Raw genomic sequence first — 21,121 nt, 5'->3', positions numbered from 1 at the left:
ATTTATAAAGGTTTTCAGAAGGACCCAAAATATTTATCTGTATCATCACTCACTTTCCTCTCCTTGTAGCGTGGAGTATTGACAATGAGAAGAAGAACCGCTGATACCACTATCTGAATCAGGCTCTGCAACTCCAGCTTCTATCAATACAGATAGCAGTTCCTCTCTACTCATTGCGTTCAGGCGAGCGATAGCTTCTTGTGCTAGTTGCATTTGCGTCTTTTTCATGTTACCTCTTTGAATACTCTGGTTGCCACTCATGTCGATTTTTTATCCCGCTCATAGCTGTATATTCTCTTTCCCATTACACAAACAGGAGTAAATGAATGCCAAGTAAAGAGATTATTTACAGTCATACGATTGAGCTTGGAGAGCTGTTAGACCAACTCAAGGATTTACCTCGCGACACACGAGTATCATTCAGTGGGTTGGACTTTTCTCGCGTGAAACGAACCAGTGAAGATATTATTCAGATTGAATTTTCACAGTCGGTCTATCGGACTTCTGAAGATGTTTTGGTGGTTCAAGATCATTCAGAATAGCTGCTGCATAAACGTTAGCTTTTTGTCTATTAACGGATACGTAGCTCTCATCTATGCGCCCGTTTATCACACGACTGAATAGTACATTTTCCGCACCCAGCTGAATAATCCACGTCACTGGGTGTTTCTTTGAGCCGCATGCTCTACTCAGTATTGCTTTCTCCTCCATCCGCTGCTTATCGAGTGATGGTGCAATATCTAATTCCTGTAGGTGATAGGTCAGTAATGATTTCAAATCATTTTCTGCTGCAGATTCTGCTTCGGCTTCTTTGCTTTGAATAGACTCAATATATCGCAATAATGACTCTATTTGTGTTTTCAACAAGGTTAGTTGCCGTATGTAACTGTGTATCATGATATTTATTCCCTGTTTTTATGGGTAATAGTTGGGACCGCGGTCTCAGCCTCATCAACTCGTCTTTTTGGTCGTGGTGGTGGACAGGACACATTGGCGGGATATGAACCATTCGACGTAATTAAAATGAATATGACGACTATCAATGTTATGACTACCGAGATTATCATTCCCATAGTTCAACCTCATCTAGTTGGGACCGCGGTCTCAATTCATTTCGCTGTTCGGATTGCCTCACTCAATGCCCTGCTTATCGCTCGCGGCATTAGTGCCTGAGCCATTTGTTGCGCACGTTCCTGATAACCGAGTACCGGTTCAACTGGCAGGGCATCGCCAAACCGAATAAGCAGTTTTGGCGGTCGCTGTTTCTGCCTCGGTCGGCGGGTGCCATTCGGTGAGCGTTTTAACCGCCTCTTGTTCTTTTTCACTTTCTTAGCTTTCTTACGCTGCCATACGCCATTAACGTCTTCTCCGTACCGTGTAGAGACTTCACCAATAAAGGTATCCTCTTTGCCTTTTAGCTGATTCAGTTTGTTACGCGGTAAGTTGCCATACTTGTTGAGTTTGACGTTCTTAGGGTTGAGCAAGGCAGAGCCATTCAGCTTATGCACGCCACCTTGTTCAAACGGTTCCAGATAACCGGCAGCCGTTGGCAATACATACACTTTCGCAGTCAGATCATCCTTACGCGCCCCTTTACTTCTTACCGCCTTAACCGTAAATGGTGTTGGGCTTTCCAGTTTGCGTTCAAATGCCACTTTCTGGGCTTTTTCTATCTCACGCGCGACCTGAGTGAGTGCCTGAGCCACGGCGAACGGGATTTGTTTTCTGATTGTGGTCAGGCGGTTGGTTAGATCATTTAATGTAGCCATCTTTTTCCCATAAATCAGAATAAATAACTACTCGGGTTGATATAACCCCGACAATTTTCGAGACCGCGAGTGACCAAAACCTATACAAAATTCTATCAACGCCACTCCTAGAATGACGTTTACAGCATTTTATAAAATCATCGTCTTTCGTACTTGCTCGCCCATGCCTTAGCGATACTCAGACAGTCATCAAACAGCTTACCTTTCCTGCTCGCTGATGCTGAACGGCGGTAATGTTCTTTTGCACGGTCACTCGCCATCCCCGCTATAGATGAAGAAAAGCCGAGCTTGGTTAACTCGGCCTGTACGTTCTTCTCGATAAATTGTTCGTGGTTCATGCGGGATCTCCCCCATCGGGGAACTCATCAAGTCCGGGCAATGTAAGCTGTGATAACTCAAGAATGGCCTTTTCAGCCTTGCGGATTTTCTTGAGGTGACGCTTGCGCAGATTCATCAGATCGCTGCCTTTACGCCCAAAGTTCTCATATGACCACTTATTGGCAGCAACCAGACGATTTTGCATTTCACCGATGGTCAGTTCTTTGAGGCTCTCCATATCCATCAAGGACAAATCTCGTGGCTGGCTTTCCTTTTCTATTAAATCCAGCACCCATTTACGTAGTTCCTTTGCAACAGGAGTGTCAGCCAGCATTCCCAACAGATAAAGACCACGAAGTGAAAATATACGAACTTTTGTCCTCAAATTGCTGTAAGTGTTTGATTCTTTCGAGGTCACTGTTGTAATGACCTCGGTCATGGCTGGAGTAAACTCATCAGAATTAGCGTTATACAAATTGGTTATTGACTTGGTTTTAGAGTAATCAAGCAATTGTGCAACCTGCTTGCCGGTAAACCAGATCTTCCCGTCACCATTATCAAAAGGGATAACTTCTTTTTCTTTGAAAGTTAATGCTGTACTCATCGGATATTTCCTTATAGAAAATCGAACCTGCTCACACAGAAAAACCGCCCGCAGAAATACCCTATTAATAACGGTTTTCTCAGGCTCGACTTTCTGTAAGGTTCTGCGTTTTTATTGGTATGCGTGTGAATGCACGGTGAAATTCAGATACAAAAATGCCACCAGCCCGTGAGCGCTGGGTACGCGATAGGAACGGGTGGCAGCATGGGTTATTCCTGTAGCCACTCAGGGAATGGGTAGAGAAATAAAAGCCTGCATATTTAACCACCTCAGGCAGTAGTGGTTTCCTGCTATCCACAGTCAAGGAAAATTGATATCTTGGTCATTCCACAGTCAGATGAGGAATGTTATTGATGAGTAAGCTTAGTTTTAAGTGCCCTAACTGTCGTAAGGATCTCGTTGTACGCTCCAGCGTCGATATCAAGAAAATAGACGACCTCAGAGGAACCAAATGCGCTTCTTGTGGTAGAGCAATCAGTAAAAATGACATTACTAAACAAGCTGGTGATTATGTCGCCAATATGCTCAAGGATGCCTTTAGGAAACGCTGATTTTAATTCATCTATTTTTTTATCTAACTTGCTGGTATCAAATTTTATTGATGCCAGTATTGGATCTTTCATTTCGTTACTCCGCATTCAGTCCTAACATATTCCTGCAAATAGCTCAGTTTTGCCCGGTCGTTGATGATGCCTTCTCGGATATCGAGAACAGCTTGTCCAGTTTCTCCAGTGAGTTCGACGGCGGTTGTAGCGCCCACGCTGCTGGAGGTAACGGTTTCAGACACGGTGCAGGCGGCTTTGATACGCAGCTTGCGACGACCAGCGGCAACATCAGCCCGAAGAATATCGATTTCAGTCTTGGCATGGGCGAGTTCCTGAGTGTGTTTGGTGTCCAGCTCGTGGAGTTGCTGGATCCGTTCTTGCTGCCGAGTGTTGATAGCAACTTGTTCATTGAAGTCAGTCGTTAGTTTTTTATTTAAATCATTTACTTCGTTTAACGATGCCATCAACCAACTAGACCAAGCAATGAGTCCGGCTATAATAACGAGTACTACCTTCTCGTAGGCGGTCATAGCATCTCAAACGCTTTCTCAAACGTTGCCTCAGAATACGGCTGATTGCCGTTCTCATGCCGGATAATGGCTTTTGCCAGTGCAATCAGCGTCGGTTTATTGATGTCCAGAACCTGATTTGGGTCTACGTTCACCGCCTCAGAAACACCGTTAATGTAAGCCGTGGTGTTGTTCTCATTGCTGGGTGCATAACGATTAATGATTTTAGAGACACTGTTATGCCCGCCTTTGTGGTAGTTGATTAACAACTTCATCAGTGCCCTGATGCCATACTCCGGCGATTTGAACAGGCAGAACCGAGGATTTTTTGCACCTGTCTCGATTCCAACTTGACCTTGCCAGTCATTCTTCGGGTTATAGTCAATATTACCCGGATTATGATTGCGAATGCCTCTGCTCACTATTTATCTCCCAACCGTTTGTTAATCGCACGAACAGCAAACTCGCGGATTTTCTCAACGCCAATAAAACCAACGGCGCCCCCGATAGCCGGTGCAAAATTGATAGGAATGCCAAACATCTCCAGACCACTGGATACACTCCATGATAAGGCCCCACAAAGCAGCGCCTCTACCCAGCGGTTCTTCCGCTCCACACCGTCGTAAATTAGTCGGCCGTAACAAATGGCTATTGCCAAAGCAGAACCGGATATTTGCGGCCACGAGTTTTTTAGGCCGTTGAGTAAGTCAGCCCATAAATCAGGATTTTCTTTCATCTTCATATTCCACCCCATTAGAACAATGGGCGTCCGTGGGGTGAACGATGGTTACCCCTGTGAGTAGGTTAAAAGTAATGGGTTGATAGTTAAGGTAAGCTGTTAGGTCAGCCAAAGATTAACCAGCAATTAGAGGGATGGCTGATTACCTCTAAAAAGGGGAAATAATGCAGTTCTTGCATAAAAGAATGCATCTCAATCAAGGCGATATCGTTGTGGTTGATTGCTCACACCAATGTAATATCTTGTTAATGACAGATAGTAATTTTAATAACTATAAGAACCGCCGAGGATTTCAGCATCATGGTGGGGGCGGTTTTTTCCGACAACTCCCAGCAAGATTAGGCGTTCCTTATAGTGGGTATTGGAATGTCACAATTGATTTAGGAGGAGGTTCAGCAAAGATCCGACATTCAATCTCGGTTATCCCAGCATAAAGATTCAGCTTTAGCCTGAGATAACGCAGCTTTAAGGGCGGTAATGATTTTTTGCTGTGTGCCGTCCTTTACGTATCCAGTTGAAGCCATTCCCTCGCCTTTCTCTTCATCACGATACCAGAGTATTTCGCCGTTAAGTTCGATGGATACTTTCATTTATTCACCTCGGATGTATGGTTGCAAACTTAACCCAATTTTAAACAAACTTAGAATCTGTTTTAACTATTACCACTTGTATTGTCAGGCTCACAAGTCAAGGTTGCCAGCCGCAATAGGAGAGACTGAGGTTCTGGGAGTGATTGCGGTGGCAGAATTAGAAAAGACCGCCTGAGCGATCTTTTAAGAAAATATTTCTATTTGTAAAGTAGCCATCTAACGCAATAATCAACTACTTTCTTGTGAACGAGTGCCTGTTGATGCTACCCCATCTAGATCACTGATTATAGATAATGGGTAAATTCCCATTTCTATACCACAGATAGTGTCATAGCGTTTTTGTGCTTTCAAGCGCATATCTGGTGACATTGAGTTGCTTTCATCATCTAAGTTACTTTTCAGTTGAACTTTTATGTGTCTTAGTTTTCTTCTGAGCCTGACTTCATGGGGGTCTATCGCAAATATTGTCCATGCAAAAGAAAATAGCTCACTTAGCGCAATAGAGATCAGGGGGACAGCAGCCATATAAGCATCCCTTAATACAGGATTACTAGAGAAAAGTGGCAACTTCATAAGAAACATCCCTATGCCTCCACCTCCGGCAACACTTAATAATTTACTGCTCGCTTTTTTCTGTTCAGACATGAGGGGTTGCTCTCCCCCTCTCATTTTTATTCTTTTCTGCTATGTCATCAATGAGCTTCATTAACTCATCATCATTATTGATATAAATAGTAGTTTTATAAGTGTTTTTATTTACATCAGTATATTTGATGTGAACTTTTGTTTCAGGCAATAGTTTATTGAGCAGCCATCTAATAGCTACCCTCGTAGTAATAAATATAGCGGGAAAGGCCGCCAGCAATCCCAGCGAACTCAATAAACTTATGTCTGGCATCATGTTTTATTCGCATTAGTTATGATTTTTCTCGCCTGATCAGCGAAATGTCTACCAACTTTTGTAATGGATAGTTTCTCGTCCACTACACCGTTAGTATTTTTTATAATTTTTTTCATTTTTACAGCAAATAACTCACCAAAGATTTTGGGGGCATCAGCGCCGGTTACTAATGTGATAAATTGGTCATCTTCCATTCTGACATTCCGTTTTTCACCATCTAACTCTACCCGCCAACCACTCTTCTTGTCCATATGTGCTGAGATAAAAGTAACTGTTGTATCAATCTCATCTACTTCTTCTTTGGTTTCAAATAATACTTTTGGTGCTTTGTATTTTTCAGCTTCATTATGATCTATGTCGAGAATGTTCTTTTCAGAACTACGGAACTCCTTTACAACAAAATTATCAACACCATCAATTAAAAGTGGCTTTCTGACGAAAGAATCAATAGATTTGCGAATTTCAGGTGAGTTAACAATTTTTTCAACATCCTTTGTGCAAATGATCTCTTCATTATCAACTCTTAATTTCACTAGATTGTTATTTGTCTCTGATTCGACAATGTCAACCTTTTTTCCGCTTAGTTTTTTTAAAACTTCCAGCACAGTTGCCCCACCCATAGCTAGAGGAATCGAGGATAACCCTAAAATTTGAATGATGTCTTTAGCACTTGCGGCACTCTGAATAACCTCAATATCAAAGCCAAATGACCCTGCTATCAGTTTTGCATCCACATTTACTTGGATATCATTTCCGCCATTAATAATTTTATTAGCGTCATAAATAGCATCCCCTAATCCTTGAAGGCTATTAGCAAATGCCAAAATATCCATCTTGTGATTATCAAGAGCTTTCCCTTTGTAAATGATACTAACTGATTGAGATTTATTCCCCATTGCTATAAGACTCCACCCATTATATAAGATGGTCGGAATTCTACGGTAATTAGCTCACTTAAGCTATTTTTCTTAATTGTAAATTTGACTCCACACACAGAAAGATTCAATTAATTTCATCCAGTTATATTAAGACTGCTGAATTGCCACAAGTGCTGCTTACCTTGTCGTTATCATGAAATAGTTGGACAACCAACATAAGGGGTCACTTCACACGCGCAGCCTTGAATTTATAACCGATTGAATTTGTTCCGATGTCGGAAATCCGATATCGGGTAATTTGAACTATCCGGAATTACCCGATGGTTGGATAAAGCCATCGAATTCATCTTGCATGGGGGTGATCTCTAACCCCGATCGGGGGTGTAAACTCTGAGTTTATTACGGGTAGATAGCAAAAAGCCCCGCACGATGGCGAGGCTTAGATATTCTGGAAAAGCACCTAAGAAACACTTACGGCGACTTTATCAGAAAGTATTGTTCATTTGCTCATTGATGTCAACATGTTCTATGCAATCTTTTTAATTTTCTCTACACGTTTACGTGAATTAAACGCATTTTGTAGAGGTTGATATAACAGGTAGACACTCGCGTTTAAAATCTCATCAACTTCACGACGACATGTACCGCGAGACGGTTTTTTAAATCGCCCCCCAGAACGGGTCATCATTTTGCGTGGATTTGTAACTCGGTGATAGTAAGATGCGATTGCCAGTTTCGAGGCGCCGTGGGCGTAGTAGCTCAGTAAAATACCGTACGCACGCTGGTCAATGCACATGACGGAATCAACAACCTGAGAAATCAACATCCCATCATCATCATTGCATATTGGCCTGTCTTGTCTCTTACGGGGTTCTACGCTCACCATGAACTGGTAAATCATGTTCACCTGACGCTTATCAATCCTGCCACTGTAAACCCATGCTCCCCACAAATTTAACCATCGTTCAATCCAGTTTTGTTGCTCTTTAGTGAGCTGTTTTTCCCTGATGCTACTCATTTCACCCCCGGCAATACTGTGTGATATTTATCATTGGCAGTGCTAAACATCACCCTGACACCGCGCATCACTTCCCCGACGACAATAGCGCGGTCTCTTTTCTGAATAATGTTGTAATCTTTGCCGTACTTTTCTTTTTTATGTCTGGCATCTTCAAGAGCCTCATAAAAATCATCGAAGATACTCATGCCGCCTCCCGTTTCAGTATTTTTAATTTCTCCTGAAATTCAGATTTAATCGCCTTACATTCCTCAATCGTCCATCGGTGGCGGTCATGATTCGATTCGATAGCCTCAACCGGTTCCAGGCCAATACGCCGGATTAACTCCACCCGATACGGAACCAGATTCCCCGATTTATGCTGGTTACAGACAACACACTGGCGATGGATATTCCGTTCATCAAATCTCAATTGAGGCGCTGCTGACGTTGTCCGGTAATGACCCGCATCCCATTGAGCAGATGTATACGTACCACAGGAAATGCACGGTAAATCGCGGTCTCGCTCTCTGATATATGAGTTAACTGCTCGTTGAGCTTGTTGAATCCAATAACTGCGGGGCTTTACTGAGAGTTTGCGGGCTTTGAGTTTGTCGCGGGCTAGCTTCTGCTGAATTTTATTATCTTTCTTTCGTCGTCGTTCCAGTTCCTCTCGTTTTTTCTGTTCTTGTTTCCTACCTCTGGCTATTGCACACTGGATTGAGCAGGTATTTTGTAATTGCCGTTCTGGTTCATACTGCTCGCCACACTCTTTACATTTCCGCCGTCTTAGCTTTTTCATCCCTTTCCGCCTTTTGTTTGTTGTATATCGCCCAATCTATTGCATCCAGCTTTTTCCGGCCTTTCGTATCAATGAGATGGATACCATCCTGACACGCATGGTTTTCCTCAACGTCAATTCGGAGTCGCTCTAAATCGGCGTAACTATGTTGAGCCAGCTTTAATCTGTTCCATCCGTAATTACGTGGTAATTTATCCACCGGTTTTCTGATTTCGTTCACCGCTCTTGCTCCTGTTTGAGTTTCATGTACTCGCTGTCAGCTGGTGTGGTTAACTCAATACCAGCATGAAAACACCACGCCTCAATTTGGCTCATGTAGTAATACATATCGCCAGTATCTAAATCTGACGTGTGGCGCAATTCTTGATGTGTTTCAATCTCACCAGTAACAAAATCAACGTATTCCACCTCAGCGTAACCCAGATAGGTCTTCTTGAGATTCCGTTTAACCCATTCTGGAGTACAGTAATCGCGACCTGATTTAACCAAATATGCGCTAATCTCCCCGTACCATTTATGTGATAGGGCATTCTGAGATAGTGAGCGTTTTTTTCTGTAGGGTTTGACTGAGATACTGAGTTTTTCGTGAGTGGCGAGTAGTTGTTTCAGGTTGTCGTAAAATAGTTTTTTATTCGATTCATGTAGGCAGAAATTATCCATGCCTAACCCCCGTCATAACCCCTCATAAGTTGCATTTTCTGCACACCAGTTCCGCATTTCTGCGCTATCAATTTGCGGATTGTATGCACATGGCGGTTCTTGCTTTGACTTATGTCCCGCCCACCAATACCAACCGCTGCGGTGCTCTGCTGTGCCGCATTTTTTACAGATGTGAACCCGACACATAGCTGACCACTGGTAATCATGGCCTGCTGAGTTGTTCAGTCGTTCAATTGCATCCCTCATCGTCATTCGCCCTCTGGTTCCATGCCTGAATTGCTGCCGATTCCGCCGCCGCGTAACTATCCTCCCATTTCGATAATGGGCCATCAGTTCCGCAATTCCCGCAATTAATCCAAGATGCGAAAAGTGAGTCCCTGTCCTCATAATCTGGACATAAATCGTCGCTACCACAAAACGGGCACGATTTGAGTTTATCTGTCATTTTGCCTCCACCAGCTCATCCGGTATCTCAACCTCGTCGCCTAATTTTGCAGCGACCACAGCGCGGCAGATGGCGATTTTAGGCGCGTCACCTGTTTGCACTTTCCAAATGGAAAAGTCATCCACTGTTACCGCTTTACAAGACGCCACCCAAGGGGAATCAATGCTCATGCGGGTTAAGCTATCTAGATATTCATCAATCAACTGTCCGCATTGTGACCAATCGGTAGATGGAGAATACAGTTTTACCTCTGCCTGAAATTCAATATGAACATCACCACAGAGGCTAACGGTGATAATCGGTTTCTTAAATGCCGCCGCGGCGACGTTATAATTACCAATCCATCCATATTCATCATCACGAGAACGACCGCATATATAAATATCCATACCAATCGCCAACGCCACAGCCCAATCCAACGCCCGTCCCGTTAGTTCCGATGTTTTGATTTTCATTAAAATGCCTTACCGCCAGATTTGGCGCGATTTTCTCGTTTATGGTCTGCCCGATGCCGGTTGTATGCTAATTTTTCAGCAATCGCGCCCTCAATGTCATAACCAAATGCCTCTGCGTAATCCAAAATACGAATGACAGCATCAGCCAGTTCCACCTCAGCCATAGGGCGATGAGGTAAATGATCATCCATCAGATTTTTGCGTTCACCCTCCATTGCCTCGCTGATTTCGGAATGGATTAAACAGAGCAATGTTCCGCGTTCACGGGGATTATCCCACCAACCGGCGGCGATATTTTGTTGGTGAATCTGTTGTTGTAGCTGTTTGATTTTCATTACTTTACCCTTTCGAAATAGTTAGTTACCACAAATTTATAAACTCTCTGGAATAACCAATTGGAGAGATTGTTTAATTGTTGGATAGGCCACGTGATAAGAATAATTACAGAGAGGGGAACTAAAACAAACGCGGCGATTGATATTCGAATTAGTATATTTTTTGCTCCTTTTTTGGCTTTTTTCATGCTAAAAGTCCTTACGGTGGGGTTAAAAAAGCCTGCATATAGCAGGCGAAGGAGGTTAGAATTTTTGAAGGTGTCGCTCTATCGTATCAACGGCATAAGCTGACGCTCTGATGGCCTTATCGATTCGCTCTTGATCAGGATAAAAATCACATTTAACCGTTGCTAATTGAGCCGTAATTATAAGTAATTTTTCCTTCAAAAAATAAATCAGTGCCTCATCTGTCATTGATTCCCTCTCCATTAATTCATCTGTTATCGTTGAATTAGTTAAATCACAAATTTCATCTTGAAGAGCAAGTTTTTCATCAAGCCATTTCTGAGGAGTTTTATTTCCCTTTTCAAATGTTTCCTCAATTCGCTCTTTTAACTCTTTGTATTTGTGGGTTAGCTTAAGTAATTCGCGCTTTCTTGTTTCCATTTCAACCCCTGTTTTATTGACTTAACCCAAATATCTTGTAGTTCATTTTCATATTAACATGTACCTAATGTGATGTTTTAGAGCATTCATAACAATAGATTTTTAAGGTTAAAATTCAATGTCTTCTTGATACCTATCGGATTTAACTCTAGTGAGGTCAGCGGGATCTAACCCTCCGTGCGCGTTTGTAAAATAATACGATTTTTCAGCACCGGGAGCGTGACGTGATTTGGTACAGATAATCTCAGTAATTCCTTTCAATTCCGTATTGGGATTATATTTATCATCACGATACACCATGAAAATAACATCAGCTTCTTGCTCAATAATTCCCGACTCTCTCAGATCTGCGTTAACAGGCCGTTTATTGGTTCTCTGCTCCAAATTACGGTTTAACTGAGCCAGAGCAACAACCGGACATTTTAGTTCCTTAGCCAGATTTTTTAACCCTGTAGCGATCTCACCAACTGACTGGTTCATGTTGTCGGGATTGGTCATTTTCATTTTTTGCAGGTAATCAACAATAATCAGTCCAAGGCCGCCAGTCTTTTTGTGCATCCGTCGGGCTTCTGCTCGTATCTGGTTGATACTCAAAGACGATTTGTCATTGGTATGTATTGATGATTTTTGAACATCATCTAGTGCATGAGCCAGTTTTGCCCACGCTTCATTCATCATTTCCTTTGAGCAGTTTTCACCCAATAAATCTTGTTTACAAACACGCGCATGATGAAATGCAATACGCTCTGATATTTGCCACTTGGGCATTTCCAAACTGAAAAACATCACTGGCTTACGGTTTTTCAATGCGACCGATTTCGTTATTGCTGTGCTCATCATGGTCTTACCCATGCCGGGACGACCGCCAATCACAATAAAATCGGTGTTGTTAAATCCACCAAACGCTCGGTCAATATCTGGCATCCCAAACTCAGTTTTATGTTTCCAGATATCACCATTGATCATCGATTCAATGATTTCTATCGATTCCTCCACCCCCTCCATGATGTGAGCGGTTCCACCATCATTCGCGCTACCGATATTTGATATCTGGTTCTCAATATCACCGACAATATCCTGAACCGCATTCACTCCACCCTCAGTGATTCTGGCGATACCCGTGTGCAAAACCGACAACATTTGGCGGGTCATTGATAGTTGCTTGAGTTTATCGATGTAGTTAGGCAGTAGTTGCAGGCTGGGTACGCCCTTTGAGCATTCAGCGATGTAGGCAAATCCTCCACAGTGACCCGCATCACCGCTTTGCTCCAGCTCGCTGTTTAGCAAAACCAAATCAAATTTACTGCCCGTTACATTGAGTTTTTTTAACCCTCTCAGGATCAGCCTGTGAGCGACAGAACTGAAATCATTTTCAGTCAGTGATTCCACTGCACTGATTGCCGCGTCAGCATGTTCATCACCAGAAATCAAAATACTGCCAATGACCGCCTGCTCTGTGTAAATATCAGAAAATTTGTCCATGTTAACCCCCGTTGCGTCGTGCGATATGTTCCCGTTTTGCCTGTTCGTAAACCTGCGGCCAGTTTTCTGGCTTGAGTATCCAATCCAGTGTTAGCCACGGTTTCTCCTCCAGTTGGCTGAACAGGGATGACTGACTGATCAGCTCAAAGCATGTCGCCATGTGCTGAACCTCTCGCCAGCTCCCTTTGTTGGTTTTACCGTTCCACACGGTTTCCAGATTCCGGTAGGCAGGCCTGCGTGATGTCCATTCCTGAGCATCGACGCTTCGAGCAGGGATCTTGTTATTCCAGAGGGTGATGAGTTCTGCATGAGGGCAGTCAGTAGGGTTTCTGTCAATTCGCTCTTTCCACTTAACCGCGTCTGATAGGTAGCCATCGAATCGGGTCATGCGGAACAGGTTTTCAGGTTTTAGTTTCTCTCCGTACTTCCATTGGGTTACCGCCCATTCAATGACCAACTTGATTTCATCTGGCGTGTAGCACTCCCCTTTGCTCTTCACAGTGGAGAGCGCTTTCAGGATTGGAGTCGTTGATTGAAATCGTGAGTTGGTAAGCTGGTTAAAATAATCCAATATTTCGAGAGCGAGATTTTCTTCCCCTGTGGGGGTTAGGGGGATCTTTTCTTTTTTCTTTAAAGTATTTCTTTTGTGTGTCTCTACATTGGAGACATCGTCTGTCTCTAAGTTAGAGACATTTTTTGTCTTCAAATTAGAGACACTGTCTCTAGATTGATTAATCCACTCTGTTGTGGCTTTGTTTACCCCTATTTTGTTACCATCAATAATCAAAAAACGCATTGAAATTAATTCATTTTTTGCCTTGTTCACATTTTGTCTGGATAAGCCTGTGATTTCTGCCACTTGAGAATCAGCAATACGATCAGATTTTTTACCGAAGCCGTATGTCTTTCTGATAATTGCCAGCATGACTTTTAACTGTCTGGCTGTAAGATCTGAACTCGCTATAGATTCCAGTAATTCATTGGCTATCCGTGTGAATCCATCGTCAACATCAGCCACTTTCCTCTCCATCGCCTCAGGGCGAGGCCGATAGTCATCAAGCCTTGCAACGTTACTCATGGCGTGCGCCTCCGGTCAGTTCCTCACGATGCTCCAGACGCAACTTGGCATCCTCCAGAGCACCCCGCAGTTTTTTAACTCCCTGCTCAGTAACCTGACGGGCTACCTGGTCACGCGCATTATTTTTATGCACGCCGCTGTGATTAAATTTGTTTTTCATGTATAATTCTCCTGTGAAATGTTGTTTTGAGGGGCTTGCATACCTCGTGTCGTTAAATCGACATCTCAAGTTGCATTTCAGAGACCTCAGTTGTTCGCGCAACTGGGGTTTTTCTTTTTGTCACTGGTGCCGAACCATCATTCGATTTATTCTTGGTTTTCCACAACTAAGAACCGAAGGAGGTTCGACATGTCTATGCAGGTAGAAGCTGCTGGTGTTTTTTGCTACAAAGACGAATCGCAATATCATGAATTCCTAAATATCTTTACTGATGCACAAGGATTTCCCGCGACTTTCGAGGAATGGGAACAACTCAATGAGAAACTCATTCAAAAAACGGAAAGCAGTGGCGTAATCGTCGTTCGGGCATATGCAGAGAGCACCAACAGTTTCGTCGATTTCTGTCGTCGTCATGAAAAGGGGGTCAATTCCGAAGGTCGCAGATATTTTGCCAGCGCTAAAGCGGCTGATTATCTCCGCAGCCGTTGACATCTTTATCGGGGAAATGTCGATTGTTTCCCCGTCATAGTTGATTGATACTTTGTTCATTACTTTTCTCATCCGTAAAATTCCTAAAGTGAAATGACAGTTAGACTTTGTTTAGAAAATAAAAAGAGAGATCAACTATCCTGAGATAGGTGATAGTGAGTTGCTCCAAGAGTGCCTAGAGCGGTCTGTAATGTTAAAGAGCTTGTTACTACACAGCTTTACTATATAAGTTCGGCTTGTATTTCAGTTTACCGTTAGTGATCTTGTTTAATTTGAGAGCAGCACGCTCAGGAATGATTTCTTTCCATTGAGAAACTGCGGCGTCGGACACGTTCAGTTTTTCAGCTATAGCTCTCTGACTACCGAAAAATTTTATTGCTTCATCTTTGAGCACTTTTTAAACCTCCATTTTTCAAGAACTCTATAATTATGAGATTAAAGGAATCTTAAGTCAATGGGATTTAAGATATCTTAATTATGAAAACGAATATCGGTCACCGCATTAGGTTGCGCAGGAAAGAGTTAAATTTCACCCAAAAACAACTAGCTAAGTTAGTTGGGGTTTCGCACGGTGCTATTTCGCAGTGGGAAAAAGAGGAGACGGAACCTAAAGGGGACAATCTTCTATCCTTAGCCTCGGCGCTTCAATGCTCAGCTCATTACATATTAAAAGGAGAGGAACAACCCCAGAAAAAGCCCGATCTAGAGTATGCAGGAAGATTAAAAAATGGATTAGTCAAAGTTGTAGGTGAAGCGGTACTAGGTTTAGATGGTGCAGTTGATATGGTGGAAGAACATAACGGTTGGCTGCGCATTTACAGCGATGATAGGGATGCCTATAGCCTCAAGGTAAAAGGGGATAGTATGTGGCCTCGCATTCAGTCTGGTGAGTTTGTTGTTGTAGAACCAAACACACCAGTACATCATGGCGATGAGGTATTTGTTAGAACTAAAAATGGGCACAATATGATAAAAATATTCGGTGAAACACGAGATGGAAAGTATCAGTTTAGCAGTATAAATAGCGATCATAGGCCCATCACTATGGAGCGCTCAGAGATAGACAAAATCCAATACGTCAGTGCCATCGTAAAAGCTGTTAGATATATAGATAACTGCGAAGATTTTTAACCCCTCACCTTGAAGGCCACCGCTAAGGTGGCTATCTGAGATCAATCTTAATTTCCCTTTAATTCATTACTATACGGAATTCACTGTAATTAAATTATAGTTTTCTTAAACTCACTATTGACTTTAAATTTAAGATATCTTAAATTAATTACATCGAACAGGCAGGACGCCCACGAAGTAGCCGCCAGTGGCATAAGAAGAACTGGATGACTCGACACCGCTCTTTAACATTATGGAACAGATTCAGGCATTCTTGAATCAACCACCACTGAGTAGGTTTTGGGGTGTAGTGGAAATAAGGTGAACGACTACACCACCAAAACTTACTTACGGAGGCGATATGACAACAGTAACCGTTATACGGAGTGACTACGCAGCTCGTCGTTATGAGCGTAGAGCGGCTTTCTTGGCAAAGAAACAACAGGAGACAGCGCAGAAACTCCAAAGCCGCTCAGTGGAAGAAATTTGGGATTCAATCATTAAGCCAGTAGATGAAATTGATGTACTGGCACAATTAATGATTGAGTTGAAGAAAGATACTAAGAACGACAACGGCAGCGGATCTTGCTGCATGAGTGAAGTGGCACTTTATTCAACCAAAACCAAGTCCCGCCGTAGATTGGAATCGGGCGGGGTGAGTGCGAGGGTTTAACACTTATGCGGCTGACTCAAATGCTAATTATATCCCATTCGATGAGTGGGCTATGAGGAGTAAGTTATGGGAGGGTTTTCATTATTGATTCAAGATCTCCACCCTCAAATTCAGATGACCAACCACAGGAGCCACAATGGTAAGGAAAATTAGGGAATCCACTACCGACCGCTTTAAGACAATTGGGACAATACACAGCCCTAATGTAGCCGCCAGAGGAATCTTTTCTAAAGGTCGCTCCCATGTGCTGGATAAATTGATCCTTTTCCCGATAACTCGCTACTTCCTTCTCAAGTTCGCAGTTCTTTATTTTAAGCTCGGCAAGTTCTTTCTCGGTCGCTTCATTGGCTTTTTGAATTACTTCAATTTGCTCGTAGATGAAAGTGATTCTCTCTCTGAGTACCTCGTTCGTTTGAATAGTCGAAAGAGTACCAAGGGCATTTTTGACAGAAGAAATAAATAAACCTATATCCATTAATTCAATCCTTCTTAGTGTTAGGGAGATTGAATAATAGCCGATTTCTTTGTGTTGGGGAATACGAAGAACCACTGCCGTCTGAGGTGGTTAAATATGCAGGCATATTTAAAAATATCCCCGCCGTAGACTAGAAAGCGGCGGGGTTAGTGCGAGGGTTTAGAATACACTCTTCGCCAACTCAGAAAGAACTTGTGTTGCAGCGCTAGCATTAGCAAATAGTGTATCAACACACTTGCCAACAACAGATTCAGCACCCTTTTCTTTCACCAATTGCAAAAGGGTTTTCTTTTCTGACTCAGGCAAATTAGCAGACATAATAATGGTTTCAATCTGCTCAAGGGTATTTTGGTGAATCTTGATAGTTACCGTGTTGATTTTATTTCCGATGGTGTCCATATTGGCATAGTCAACACCCGCAGCAGTTAATGCCATCTTGTTAAGATTAAATGAATAAGGCTCATCATCGGTAGTGCCAATCTCAACCGCACCTAATTGAACTAATCCAATAGATTGAAGGTAACTCAGATCTTTCGCTAATTTTTCCTCACCAAGCTCATCAGTAAGATACTGAAATTTTTCAGTGCTTATCGGACTCATTAAATACTCTCTGTCATTCATTGCGCGGATAATCATATCTTGCCTCTCTGATGGCGTGGTCATTATTTGTCCTTTTTGTTTGCTGGGGAGATTGAATTATAAACGATTTTGTTGCTGGGGAGTAGCAGAACCACCTCGCCTGATGTGGTTAAAAGCAGGCACATCAAATCAACAACAGTAACAGCGAAATGTTAAACAACAGGAGATAGACATGAAATTTGAAGAATTGACACTTGAATCACAACAAGCAGCGCGGGAAGCTCTGGTAAATGTAATTAATATAGAAATGGAGTCTCGCTGCTATATCGATAATGATAGGGCGAAATACATCGCCCGGAATATTAGAGATAGTTTTATCGCTCTTGAAACAGAAAACCCAAAACGAGGAGATGGTGATGATGAACCTGAAGCTGAAGATTAGTCTTCATCCAAACCAGACCATCTTCTGGTTCCGTTTGATTTAGTGACAAGAATAGATGGATTAGATTTTATTTTCTTTGCTGTATCTCGCGCTAAATCACAAACTTCCTGTGTGGATTTTGTGCTAGAAATTGAGTACTCCGCATCTGGCAGTTGAAAAACCCTGCCGCTTTCAGTGGTGATCGCGCGTTCAAACCCTGCATTTTCCATTTTCTCATGCAGCCTATCATAATCCTTGGAGTTTGCATTGTGCAACTCAACGCGAACAGTGAAATTTGCCATTTTTCTTATTCCTTTTTGACTGTGGAATAGCCAACTTATCATTTTTCCTTGACTGTGGAAAGCGAGGAACCACTGCCGCCTGAGGTGGTTAAATATTCAGGCGCAATAATAACTAATAGTGAGGGTGTAATGACTGATTATGAATTTAATCGGATGAAATCGGATATCTCAGAAAGAATGGCAGCACTGGAATTTTTGCGGGATAAAATAGGCTGCTTTCCAGGTTACATGGATAATATTTACACAGGGAGATTATTCAAAGGCTGGCGTTTTATAAAGTCACCAGAACCGGAAAATGAAATACCCATTGCAAATGGGTTGCAGCCAGCCATTACTAAAAGAGAATTCGATTTAACCGTCGGTGGAAATTAACTAACTCCAGCTCATTTCCGAGTGGGCTGTGGTGAGTGACTCTGATATATTCATGGATTCGACAATGAATTCATGAGGGAATATGTGTGTTAGTAGCAGAAATGTATAGCCTTGAATGGTTCAAATTTATGTTTTTGATGTGTTGGTGGTTAACGCTTCCAGTTGGAGTGTTATCTATGTATATAGGATGCACATCTAAGAACAAAATAGTTAAATTTATATGCGTGCTAATAGCGTTAGCATTATTAGTCCCTACGATAACATTATTATGTATGGCATAAAATTTTAAATAATAATCACCAGCCTCGCCAATGCGGGGCTTTTTATTACCTGAATATAGGAAAATGATAATGAGTAAAATCACACTAACAATTAAACAATTTCAGCGCATTTGTGATTTCGTAGGAATCCCCTACGAGAAAGTAGAAGAAATAAGATTAAGCGAAGAATTTACTATTGGCACTAATTTAGCAATTCAGGATGACGGTGGTTTTTATATAGAACAACTGGGTGTCTATTGCACTGATTACCCAGAAGACGGTGCGATGCCATTGGAGGATAGATAAACAATGCCTAAACACATTCACGCCGATTTAATTATGGAATACGCGAAATTAGCTCAGGAAACGGATAAACCGTGGGAGCATTTTCAATATGGTGCATTTAACTGTGTTGATAATGTCATCTGGACAGATTGCGATCGCGCCATCAATTTTGATATCCATTTGATGTACCGACTAAAACCCCGCACTATAAAAATTGGGGTATATGATGTTCCTGAGCCAGTGAGGGAGCCGTTGCCTGAACTAACACATTATTACCTTCCAGATATTTACGCAGATTCTGAAGAAATTATGCTTTGGGATGGAGGCATAGATGATATCACTTGGCTACAACGCGGACTAATCCACCTCGACCTCGAATCCGCCGAACTGCACGCCAAAGCGCTGATTGCGCTGACCTCTAAATAATCCAAACTCGAAAATCACAAATCGTTTTCACTAACGAGGGACTGTTACATGCGTAACAACATGTTCGACGGGTGTGCGGTCGTACCCACAAAACCGCAAGCAGTTAGGAACCGGCGGCGCATGGAAGCGCCGAATTACTCTCTTTCTCATCTCATTAACTGTATTTATTCCGATTTAACAGAGGTAATCATGTATCCAATCACGCTCAGTTATACCTATGCGGAAACGACCAGCAAGACGCTGCATGGACGCACACAGGTAATATTCAAAGACCCCGCAGACCTGCAAATTGACATGACATTCTCAGAGTTCACCAAACGCTCCAATCCAGACCCTAGCGAAATAATAACTCATCTCGTGAATAACTGTGATGAGGTGAGTTTGGTTGAGGCGATTATCAAATCAGGGATGGGGCGCAAAATATCAATGGAATTGAACAGGCAATTACATCGGGAGGCGGCATGAGATTCGATTACAACCCCTACGGTGCTCAGGATGAGCAATATGAGCGCAGAATGGAAGAGGCAGCCTATCAGGAAGCTGTAGAGGAACAACAAGAAAACGACGCTCACAGATTATATAACTCATTACCAGAAGGGACATGCTCTATTTTCTCACCACGGATGAATGAGATATTCAGTGAACTGTTCGATGCGGGCGATGAGGTCGATGAGATGGTTAATGACCTGCTACGCAAATTATGTTTGTGTCAGGTGCAGAGGAGACAAGCATGAAAAGTTATTTGAAGAAAGCCGAGCGGAAGCAGGCGTTTGCAAAAATTGGAATTTACGGTGATGCGGGGTCAGGGAAAACCAGAACAGCAACGGAAATAGCTGTAGGGTTATGGAAAACATATAATCTCAAAAAACCTGTTGCTATGTTCGATACAGAACCAGCGGCAACATACATAATTCCGTTTTTTGAGGCTGTTGGTATTGAATTTTTAGTTTATGACGAGAGCCGAGCAATTAAAGATTTGATGGGATTTTGGCGGGAAGCGGAACAGGAATGCTCCATTATCATTGCAGACTCAATTACTCACGTATGGAAAGATTGTCAGGATAGTTATCTAAAGCAACTCAATACTCAACGCCAAAAGAATAATCCACGTGCAAAACCTGTTTATCAGCTTGAATTCCATCACTGGAAGCCTATCAAAGCCAAGTGGGCTGAATTTACCGACTTATTCCTCTCTTCAAAGATCCACGCAATAGTTTGTGGTCGTGCAGGTTCTATTTATGAGTACCAAAAAAATGATGAAACAGGAAAGATGGAACTCATCACTAACGGTACAAAAATGGCAACCGAGAAAGAGATGGGATATGAACCATCGCTACTCATCGAAATGATTAAGCACAGAGAAAACGGCAGAATCATTAACAGGGCGCTGGTAGAGAAGGATCGCACTGACAGGCTCAATGGACAAGAGTTCGACTTCCCTACTTTCCAGACATTCGCTCCACATTTTGATTTTCTCAACATCGGCGGAAAGCACTTTGATTCAATGGAGCAGCATGACAGCTCAATGCTGTTTGTTAACGAAATCACGGATGATGGTTTTCAGTACGAAAGGCGCCAAAGAGAAATCATGTGCGAGGAAATAAAGGGGTTATTCGTAAAATTGGGGCTGGATGGGAACAGCAAAGAAGCTAAAGAACAGCGATTGGACGTTATGGAAAACATTTTTGCCACACGGAGCTGGACAGCTATTGAGGGGATGAATAGCGAAGTATTAAAACAGGGGTTTGGGAAAATAAAATCCATGATTATGGAGACACAAACTAATGATCAAGGAGTCCAGTAAATATTTTCAGGGGAAACCCTGTCCGCATGGACATACGGAGAGGTTTGTAGCA

At 42.5% G+C, this 21,121-nt stretch carries 41 protein-coding genes; 12 read left to right on the top strand and 29 right to left on the bottom strand.

Annotation, left to right across the window (positions count from 1 at the left end):
* Positions 1–45: 45 nt before the first annotated feature.
* From WDV75_RS15355 to WDV75_RS15335, 5 genes are all read right to left on the bottom strand, one after another.
* Positions 46–228 carry a hypothetical protein gene (locus WDV75_RS15355; protein ID WP_273572376.1) on the bottom strand — a complete coding sequence of 61 codons (183 nt, stop codon included), beginning with the start codon at positions 226–228 and terminating at the stop codon, positions 46–48.
* Between the two features lie 237 nt (positions 229–465).
* Positions 466–897: a hypothetical protein gene (locus tag WDV75_RS15350; protein ID WP_338860079.1), complete on the bottom strand. Its 432-nt coding sequence runs from the start codon at positions 895–897 to the stop codon at positions 466–468.
* A 212-nt stretch (positions 898–1,109) separates the two neighbouring features.
* Positions 1,110–1,769, bottom strand: coding sequence for a hypothetical protein (locus WDV75_RS15345; protein ID WP_273572404.1), 660 nt, complete (start codon positions 1,767–1,769; stop codon positions 1,110–1,112).
* Between the two features lie 137 nt (positions 1,770–1,906).
* Positions 1,907–2,107 (bottom strand): hypothetical protein, encoded by a 201-nt coding sequence (locus tag WDV75_RS15340; protein ID WP_338860076.1) that lies wholly within the window; start codon positions 2,105–2,107, stop codon positions 1,907–1,909.
* Positions 2,104–2,691 carry a BRO-N domain-containing protein gene (locus WDV75_RS15335; RefSeq protein WP_273572339.1) on the bottom strand — a complete coding sequence of 196 codons (588 nt, stop codon included), beginning with the start codon at positions 2,689–2,691 and terminating at the stop codon, positions 2,104–2,106. Before WDV75_RS15335 ends, WDV75_RS15340 begins: the two co-directional genes overlap by 4 nt.
* A gap of 344 nt (positions 2,692–3,035) precedes the next feature.
* Between WDV75_RS15335 and WDV75_RS22175 the strand changes: the two genes are divergently transcribed.
* Positions 3,036–3,242 carry an ECs_2282 family putative zinc-binding protein gene (locus WDV75_RS22175; RefSeq protein ID WP_420497575.1) on the top strand — a complete coding sequence of 69 codons (207 nt, stop codon included), beginning with the start codon at positions 3,036–3,038 and terminating at the stop codon, positions 3,240–3,242.
* 68 nt (positions 3,243–3,310) lie between these two features.
* Here WDV75_RS22175 and WDV75_RS15325 read toward each other — a convergent pair whose 3' ends face one another.
* The 3 genes from WDV75_RS15325 to WDV75_RS15315 are packed head-to-tail and all read right to left on the bottom strand — an operon-like array spanning position 3,311 to position 4,487.
* Positions 3,311–3,766: a lysis protein gene (locus WDV75_RS15325; RefSeq protein ID WP_273572337.1), complete on the bottom strand. Its 456-nt coding sequence runs from the start codon at positions 3,764–3,766 to the stop codon at positions 3,311–3,313.
* Complete coding sequence (locus tag WDV75_RS15320; protein WP_273572336.1) at positions 3,763–4,167, bottom strand: structural protein; 405 nt, start codon at positions 4,165–4,167, stop codon at positions 3,763–3,765. Before WDV75_RS15320 ends, WDV75_RS15325 begins: the two co-directional genes overlap by 4 nt.
* Complete coding sequence (locus WDV75_RS15315; protein WP_422399054.1) at positions 4,167–4,487, bottom strand: phage holin, lambda family; 321 nt, start codon at positions 4,485–4,487, stop codon at positions 4,167–4,169. Before WDV75_RS15315 ends, WDV75_RS15320 begins: the two co-directional genes overlap by 1 nt.
* A 161-nt stretch (positions 4,488–4,648) precedes the next feature.
* On the opposite strand from WDV75_RS15315, the gene WDV75_RS15310 reads away from it, so the two are divergent.
* The gene (locus tag WDV75_RS15310) at positions 4,649–4,918 is read left to right on the top strand and encodes a DUF1883 domain-containing protein (protein WP_337927192.1); all 270 of its coding nucleotides are present in this window, start codon (positions 4,649–4,651) and stop codon (positions 4,916–4,918) included.
* Here the strand turns inward: WDV75_RS15310 and WDV75_RS15305 are convergent.
* The 17 genes from WDV75_RS15305 to WDV75_RS15225 form a co-directional block, all read right to left on the bottom strand.
* Positions 4,895–5,074, bottom strand: a complete 180-nt coding sequence (locus WDV75_RS15305; RefSeq protein ID WP_273572363.1) for an Rrf2 family transcriptional regulator — start codon at positions 5,072–5,074, stop codon at positions 4,895–4,897. The genes WDV75_RS15310 and WDV75_RS15305 overlap by 24 nt on opposite strands.
* 228 nt (positions 5,075–5,302) lie before the next feature.
* Positions 5,303–5,719, bottom strand: coding sequence for a hypothetical protein (locus WDV75_RS15300; protein ID WP_338860073.1), 417 nt, complete (start codon positions 5,717–5,719; stop codon positions 5,303–5,305).
* Positions 5,712–5,975: a hypothetical protein gene (locus WDV75_RS15295; RefSeq protein ID WP_273572361.1), complete on the bottom strand. Its 264-nt coding sequence runs from the start codon at positions 5,973–5,975 to the stop codon at positions 5,712–5,714. Before WDV75_RS15295 ends, WDV75_RS15300 begins: the two co-directional genes overlap by 8 nt.
* On the bottom strand, positions 5,972–6,871 hold the full coding sequence (locus WDV75_RS15290; protein WP_338860070.1) for a hypothetical protein: 900 nt from the start codon (positions 6,869–6,871) through the stop codon (positions 5,972–5,974). The genes WDV75_RS15295 and WDV75_RS15290 overlap by 4 nt, the downstream gene beginning before the upstream one ends.
* 508 nt (positions 6,872–7,379) lie before the next feature.
* On the bottom strand, positions 7,380–7,871 hold the full coding sequence (locus tag WDV75_RS15285; protein WP_273572406.1) for an antiterminator Q family protein: 492 nt from the start codon (positions 7,869–7,871) through the stop codon (positions 7,380–7,382).
* Positions 7,868–8,059, bottom strand: coding sequence for a hypothetical protein (locus tag WDV75_RS15280; RefSeq protein WP_273572405.1), 192 nt, complete (start codon positions 8,057–8,059; stop codon positions 7,868–7,870). Before WDV75_RS15280 ends, WDV75_RS15285 begins: the two co-directional genes overlap by 4 nt.
* On the bottom strand, positions 8,056–8,652 hold the full coding sequence (locus tag WDV75_RS15275; RefSeq protein ID WP_338860067.1) for a recombination protein NinG: 597 nt from the start codon (positions 8,650–8,652) through the stop codon (positions 8,056–8,058). The genes WDV75_RS15280 and WDV75_RS15275 overlap by 4 nt, the downstream gene beginning before the upstream one ends.
* Complete coding sequence (locus WDV75_RS15270) at positions 8,624–8,872, bottom strand: hypothetical protein (protein ID WP_338860066.1); 249 nt, start codon at positions 8,870–8,872, stop codon at positions 8,624–8,626. Before WDV75_RS15270 ends, WDV75_RS15275 begins: the two co-directional genes overlap by 29 nt.
* Positions 8,869–9,312, bottom strand: a complete 444-nt coding sequence (locus tag WDV75_RS15265) for a hypothetical protein (RefSeq protein WP_273572101.1) — start codon at positions 9,310–9,312, stop codon at positions 8,869–8,871. The genes WDV75_RS15270 and WDV75_RS15265 overlap by 4 nt, the downstream gene beginning before the upstream one ends.
* Before the next feature lie 12 nt (positions 9,313–9,324).
* Positions 9,325–9,564, bottom strand: coding sequence for a hypothetical protein (locus WDV75_RS15260; RefSeq protein ID WP_273572100.1), 240 nt, complete (start codon positions 9,562–9,564; stop codon positions 9,325–9,327).
* Positions 9,542–9,757, bottom strand: a complete 216-nt coding sequence (locus WDV75_RS15255) for a Lar family restriction alleviation protein (protein WP_273572098.1) — start codon at positions 9,755–9,757, stop codon at positions 9,542–9,544. Before WDV75_RS15255 ends, WDV75_RS15260 begins: the two co-directional genes overlap by 23 nt.
* The gene (locus WDV75_RS15250; RefSeq protein ID WP_273572096.1) at positions 9,754–10,212 is read right to left on the bottom strand and encodes a phage protein NinX family protein; all 459 of its coding nucleotides are present in this window, start codon (positions 10,210–10,212) and stop codon (positions 9,754–9,756) included. The genes WDV75_RS15255 and WDV75_RS15250 overlap by 4 nt, the downstream gene beginning before the upstream one ends.
* Positions 10,212–10,547, bottom strand: coding sequence for a hypothetical protein (locus tag WDV75_RS15245; protein ID WP_273572094.1), 336 nt, complete (start codon positions 10,545–10,547; stop codon positions 10,212–10,214). The genes WDV75_RS15250 and WDV75_RS15245 overlap by 1 nt, the downstream gene beginning before the upstream one ends.
* 243 nt (positions 10,548–10,790) lie before the next feature.
* The gene (locus tag WDV75_RS15240) at positions 10,791–11,153 is read right to left on the bottom strand and encodes a hypothetical protein (RefSeq protein ID WP_273572093.1); all 363 of its coding nucleotides are present in this window, start codon (positions 11,151–11,153) and stop codon (positions 10,791–10,793) included.
* 108 nt (positions 11,154–11,261) lie between these two features.
* Positions 11,262–12,635: a replicative DNA helicase gene (locus WDV75_RS15235; RefSeq protein WP_273572091.1), complete on the bottom strand. Its 1,374-nt coding sequence runs from the start codon at positions 12,633–12,635 to the stop codon at positions 11,262–11,264.
* 1 nt (position 12,636) lies between these two features.
* Entirely contained in the window at positions 12,637–13,713 is a 1,077-nt protein-coding gene (locus tag WDV75_RS15230; RefSeq protein ID WP_273572089.1) for a replication protein, read from the bottom strand.
* On the bottom strand, positions 13,706–13,873 hold the full coding sequence (locus tag WDV75_RS15225; protein ID WP_273572087.1) for a hypothetical protein: 168 nt from the start codon (positions 13,871–13,873) through the stop codon (positions 13,706–13,708). Before WDV75_RS15225 ends, WDV75_RS15230 begins: the two co-directional genes overlap by 8 nt.
* Before the next feature lie 189 nt (positions 13,874–14,062).
* Here WDV75_RS15225 and WDV75_RS15220 point away from each other — a divergent pair, with 189 nt between their 5' ends.
* Positions 14,063–14,362, top strand: a complete 300-nt coding sequence (locus WDV75_RS15220; RefSeq protein WP_273572085.1) for a hypothetical protein — start codon at positions 14,063–14,065, stop codon at positions 14,360–14,362.
* 208 nt (positions 14,363–14,570) lie between these two features.
* Here WDV75_RS15220 and WDV75_RS15215 read toward each other — a convergent pair whose 3' ends face one another.
* A complete protein-coding gene (locus WDV75_RS15215; RefSeq protein ID WP_273572083.1) occupies positions 14,571–14,756 on the bottom strand; it encodes a Cro/CI family transcriptional regulator in 186 nt (61 codons plus the stop codon).
* Between the two features lie 83 nt (positions 14,757–14,839).
* On the opposite strand from WDV75_RS15215, the gene WDV75_RS15210 reads away from it, so the two are divergent.
* The gene (locus tag WDV75_RS15210; RefSeq protein ID WP_273572081.1) at positions 14,840–15,493 is read left to right on the top strand and encodes a S24 family peptidase; all 654 of its coding nucleotides are present in this window, start codon (positions 14,840–14,842) and stop codon (positions 15,491–15,493) included.
* A 340-nt stretch (positions 15,494–15,833) separates the two neighbouring features.
* Entirely contained in the window at positions 15,834–16,145 is a 312-nt protein-coding gene (locus WDV75_RS15205; RefSeq protein ID WP_338860060.1) for a hypothetical protein, read from the top strand.
* A 64-nt stretch (positions 16,146–16,209) separates the two neighbouring features.
* Here the strand turns inward: WDV75_RS15205 and WDV75_RS15200 are convergent, their stop codons facing one another.
* Both WDV75_RS15200 and WDV75_RS15195 read right to left on the bottom strand, forming a co-directional pair.
* Positions 16,210–16,620 (bottom strand): hypothetical protein, encoded by a 411-nt coding sequence (locus WDV75_RS15200; RefSeq protein WP_338860021.1) that lies wholly within the window; start codon positions 16,618–16,620, stop codon positions 16,210–16,212.
* A gap of 159 nt (positions 16,621–16,779) precedes the next feature.
* Positions 16,780–17,283: a hypothetical protein gene (locus WDV75_RS15195; protein WP_273572386.1), complete on the bottom strand. Its 504-nt coding sequence runs from the start codon at positions 17,281–17,283 to the stop codon at positions 16,780–16,782.
* 148 nt (positions 17,284–17,431) lie between these two features.
* Between WDV75_RS15195 and WDV75_RS15190 the strand changes: the two genes are divergently transcribed.
* Complete coding sequence (locus tag WDV75_RS15190) at positions 17,432–17,641, top strand: hypothetical protein (protein WP_273572387.1); 210 nt, start codon at positions 17,432–17,434, stop codon at positions 17,639–17,641.
* On the opposite strand, the gene ghoS is transcribed toward WDV75_RS15190, so the two are convergent.
* Complete coding sequence (ghoS, locus tag WDV75_RS15185; protein ID WP_337927194.1) at positions 17,638–17,922, bottom strand: type V toxin-antitoxin system endoribonuclease antitoxin GhoS; 285 nt, start codon at positions 17,920–17,922, stop codon at positions 17,638–17,640. The two genes, WDV75_RS15190 and ghoS, sit on opposite strands and share 4 nt — an antisense overlap.
* 129 nt (positions 17,923–18,051) lie before the next feature.
* On the opposite strand from ghoS, the gene WDV75_RS15180 reads away from it, so the two are divergent.
* The 6 genes from WDV75_RS15180 (at position 18,052) to WDV75_RS15155 (ending at position 21,069) form a co-directional block, all read left to right on the top strand.
* Positions 18,052–18,294, top strand: a complete 243-nt coding sequence (locus WDV75_RS15180; RefSeq protein WP_338860022.1) for a hypothetical protein — start codon at positions 18,052–18,054, stop codon at positions 18,292–18,294.
* A 350-nt stretch (positions 18,295–18,644) separates the two neighbouring features.
* Positions 18,645–18,860 (top strand): hypothetical protein, encoded by a 216-nt coding sequence (locus WDV75_RS15175; protein WP_273572353.1) that lies wholly within the window; start codon positions 18,645–18,647, stop codon positions 18,858–18,860.
* Positions 18,861–18,863: 3 nt separating this feature from the next.
* Positions 18,864–19,265, top strand: a complete 402-nt coding sequence (locus tag WDV75_RS15170; RefSeq protein WP_273572354.1) for a hypothetical protein — start codon at positions 18,864–18,866, stop codon at positions 19,263–19,265.
* Positions 19,266–19,313: 48 nt separating this feature from the next.
* On the top strand, positions 19,314–19,730 hold the full coding sequence (locus WDV75_RS15165; RefSeq protein ID WP_273572355.1) for a hypothetical protein: 417 nt from the start codon (positions 19,314–19,316) through the stop codon (positions 19,728–19,730).
* Positions 19,727–19,999: a hypothetical protein gene (locus WDV75_RS15160; protein ID WP_273572356.1), complete on the top strand. Its 273-nt coding sequence runs from the start codon at positions 19,727–19,729 to the stop codon at positions 19,997–19,999. Before WDV75_RS15165 ends, WDV75_RS15160 begins: the two co-directional genes overlap by 4 nt.
* Entirely contained in the window at positions 19,996–21,069 is a 1,074-nt protein-coding gene (locus WDV75_RS15155) for an AAA family ATPase (RefSeq protein ID WP_338860056.1), read from the top strand. Before WDV75_RS15160 ends, WDV75_RS15155 begins: the two co-directional genes overlap by 4 nt.
* The last annotated feature ends 52 nt before the right edge of the window (positions 21,070–21,121 follow it).

The sequence above is a fragment of the Xenorhabdus griffiniae genome (genome assembly GCF_037265215.1).
In the GTDB taxonomy this organism is placed as follows: domain Bacteria; phylum Pseudomonadota; class Gammaproteobacteria; order Enterobacterales; family Enterobacteriaceae; genus Xenorhabdus; species Xenorhabdus griffiniae.
This window is presented reverse-complemented; position numbering and strand designations above follow the sequence as displayed.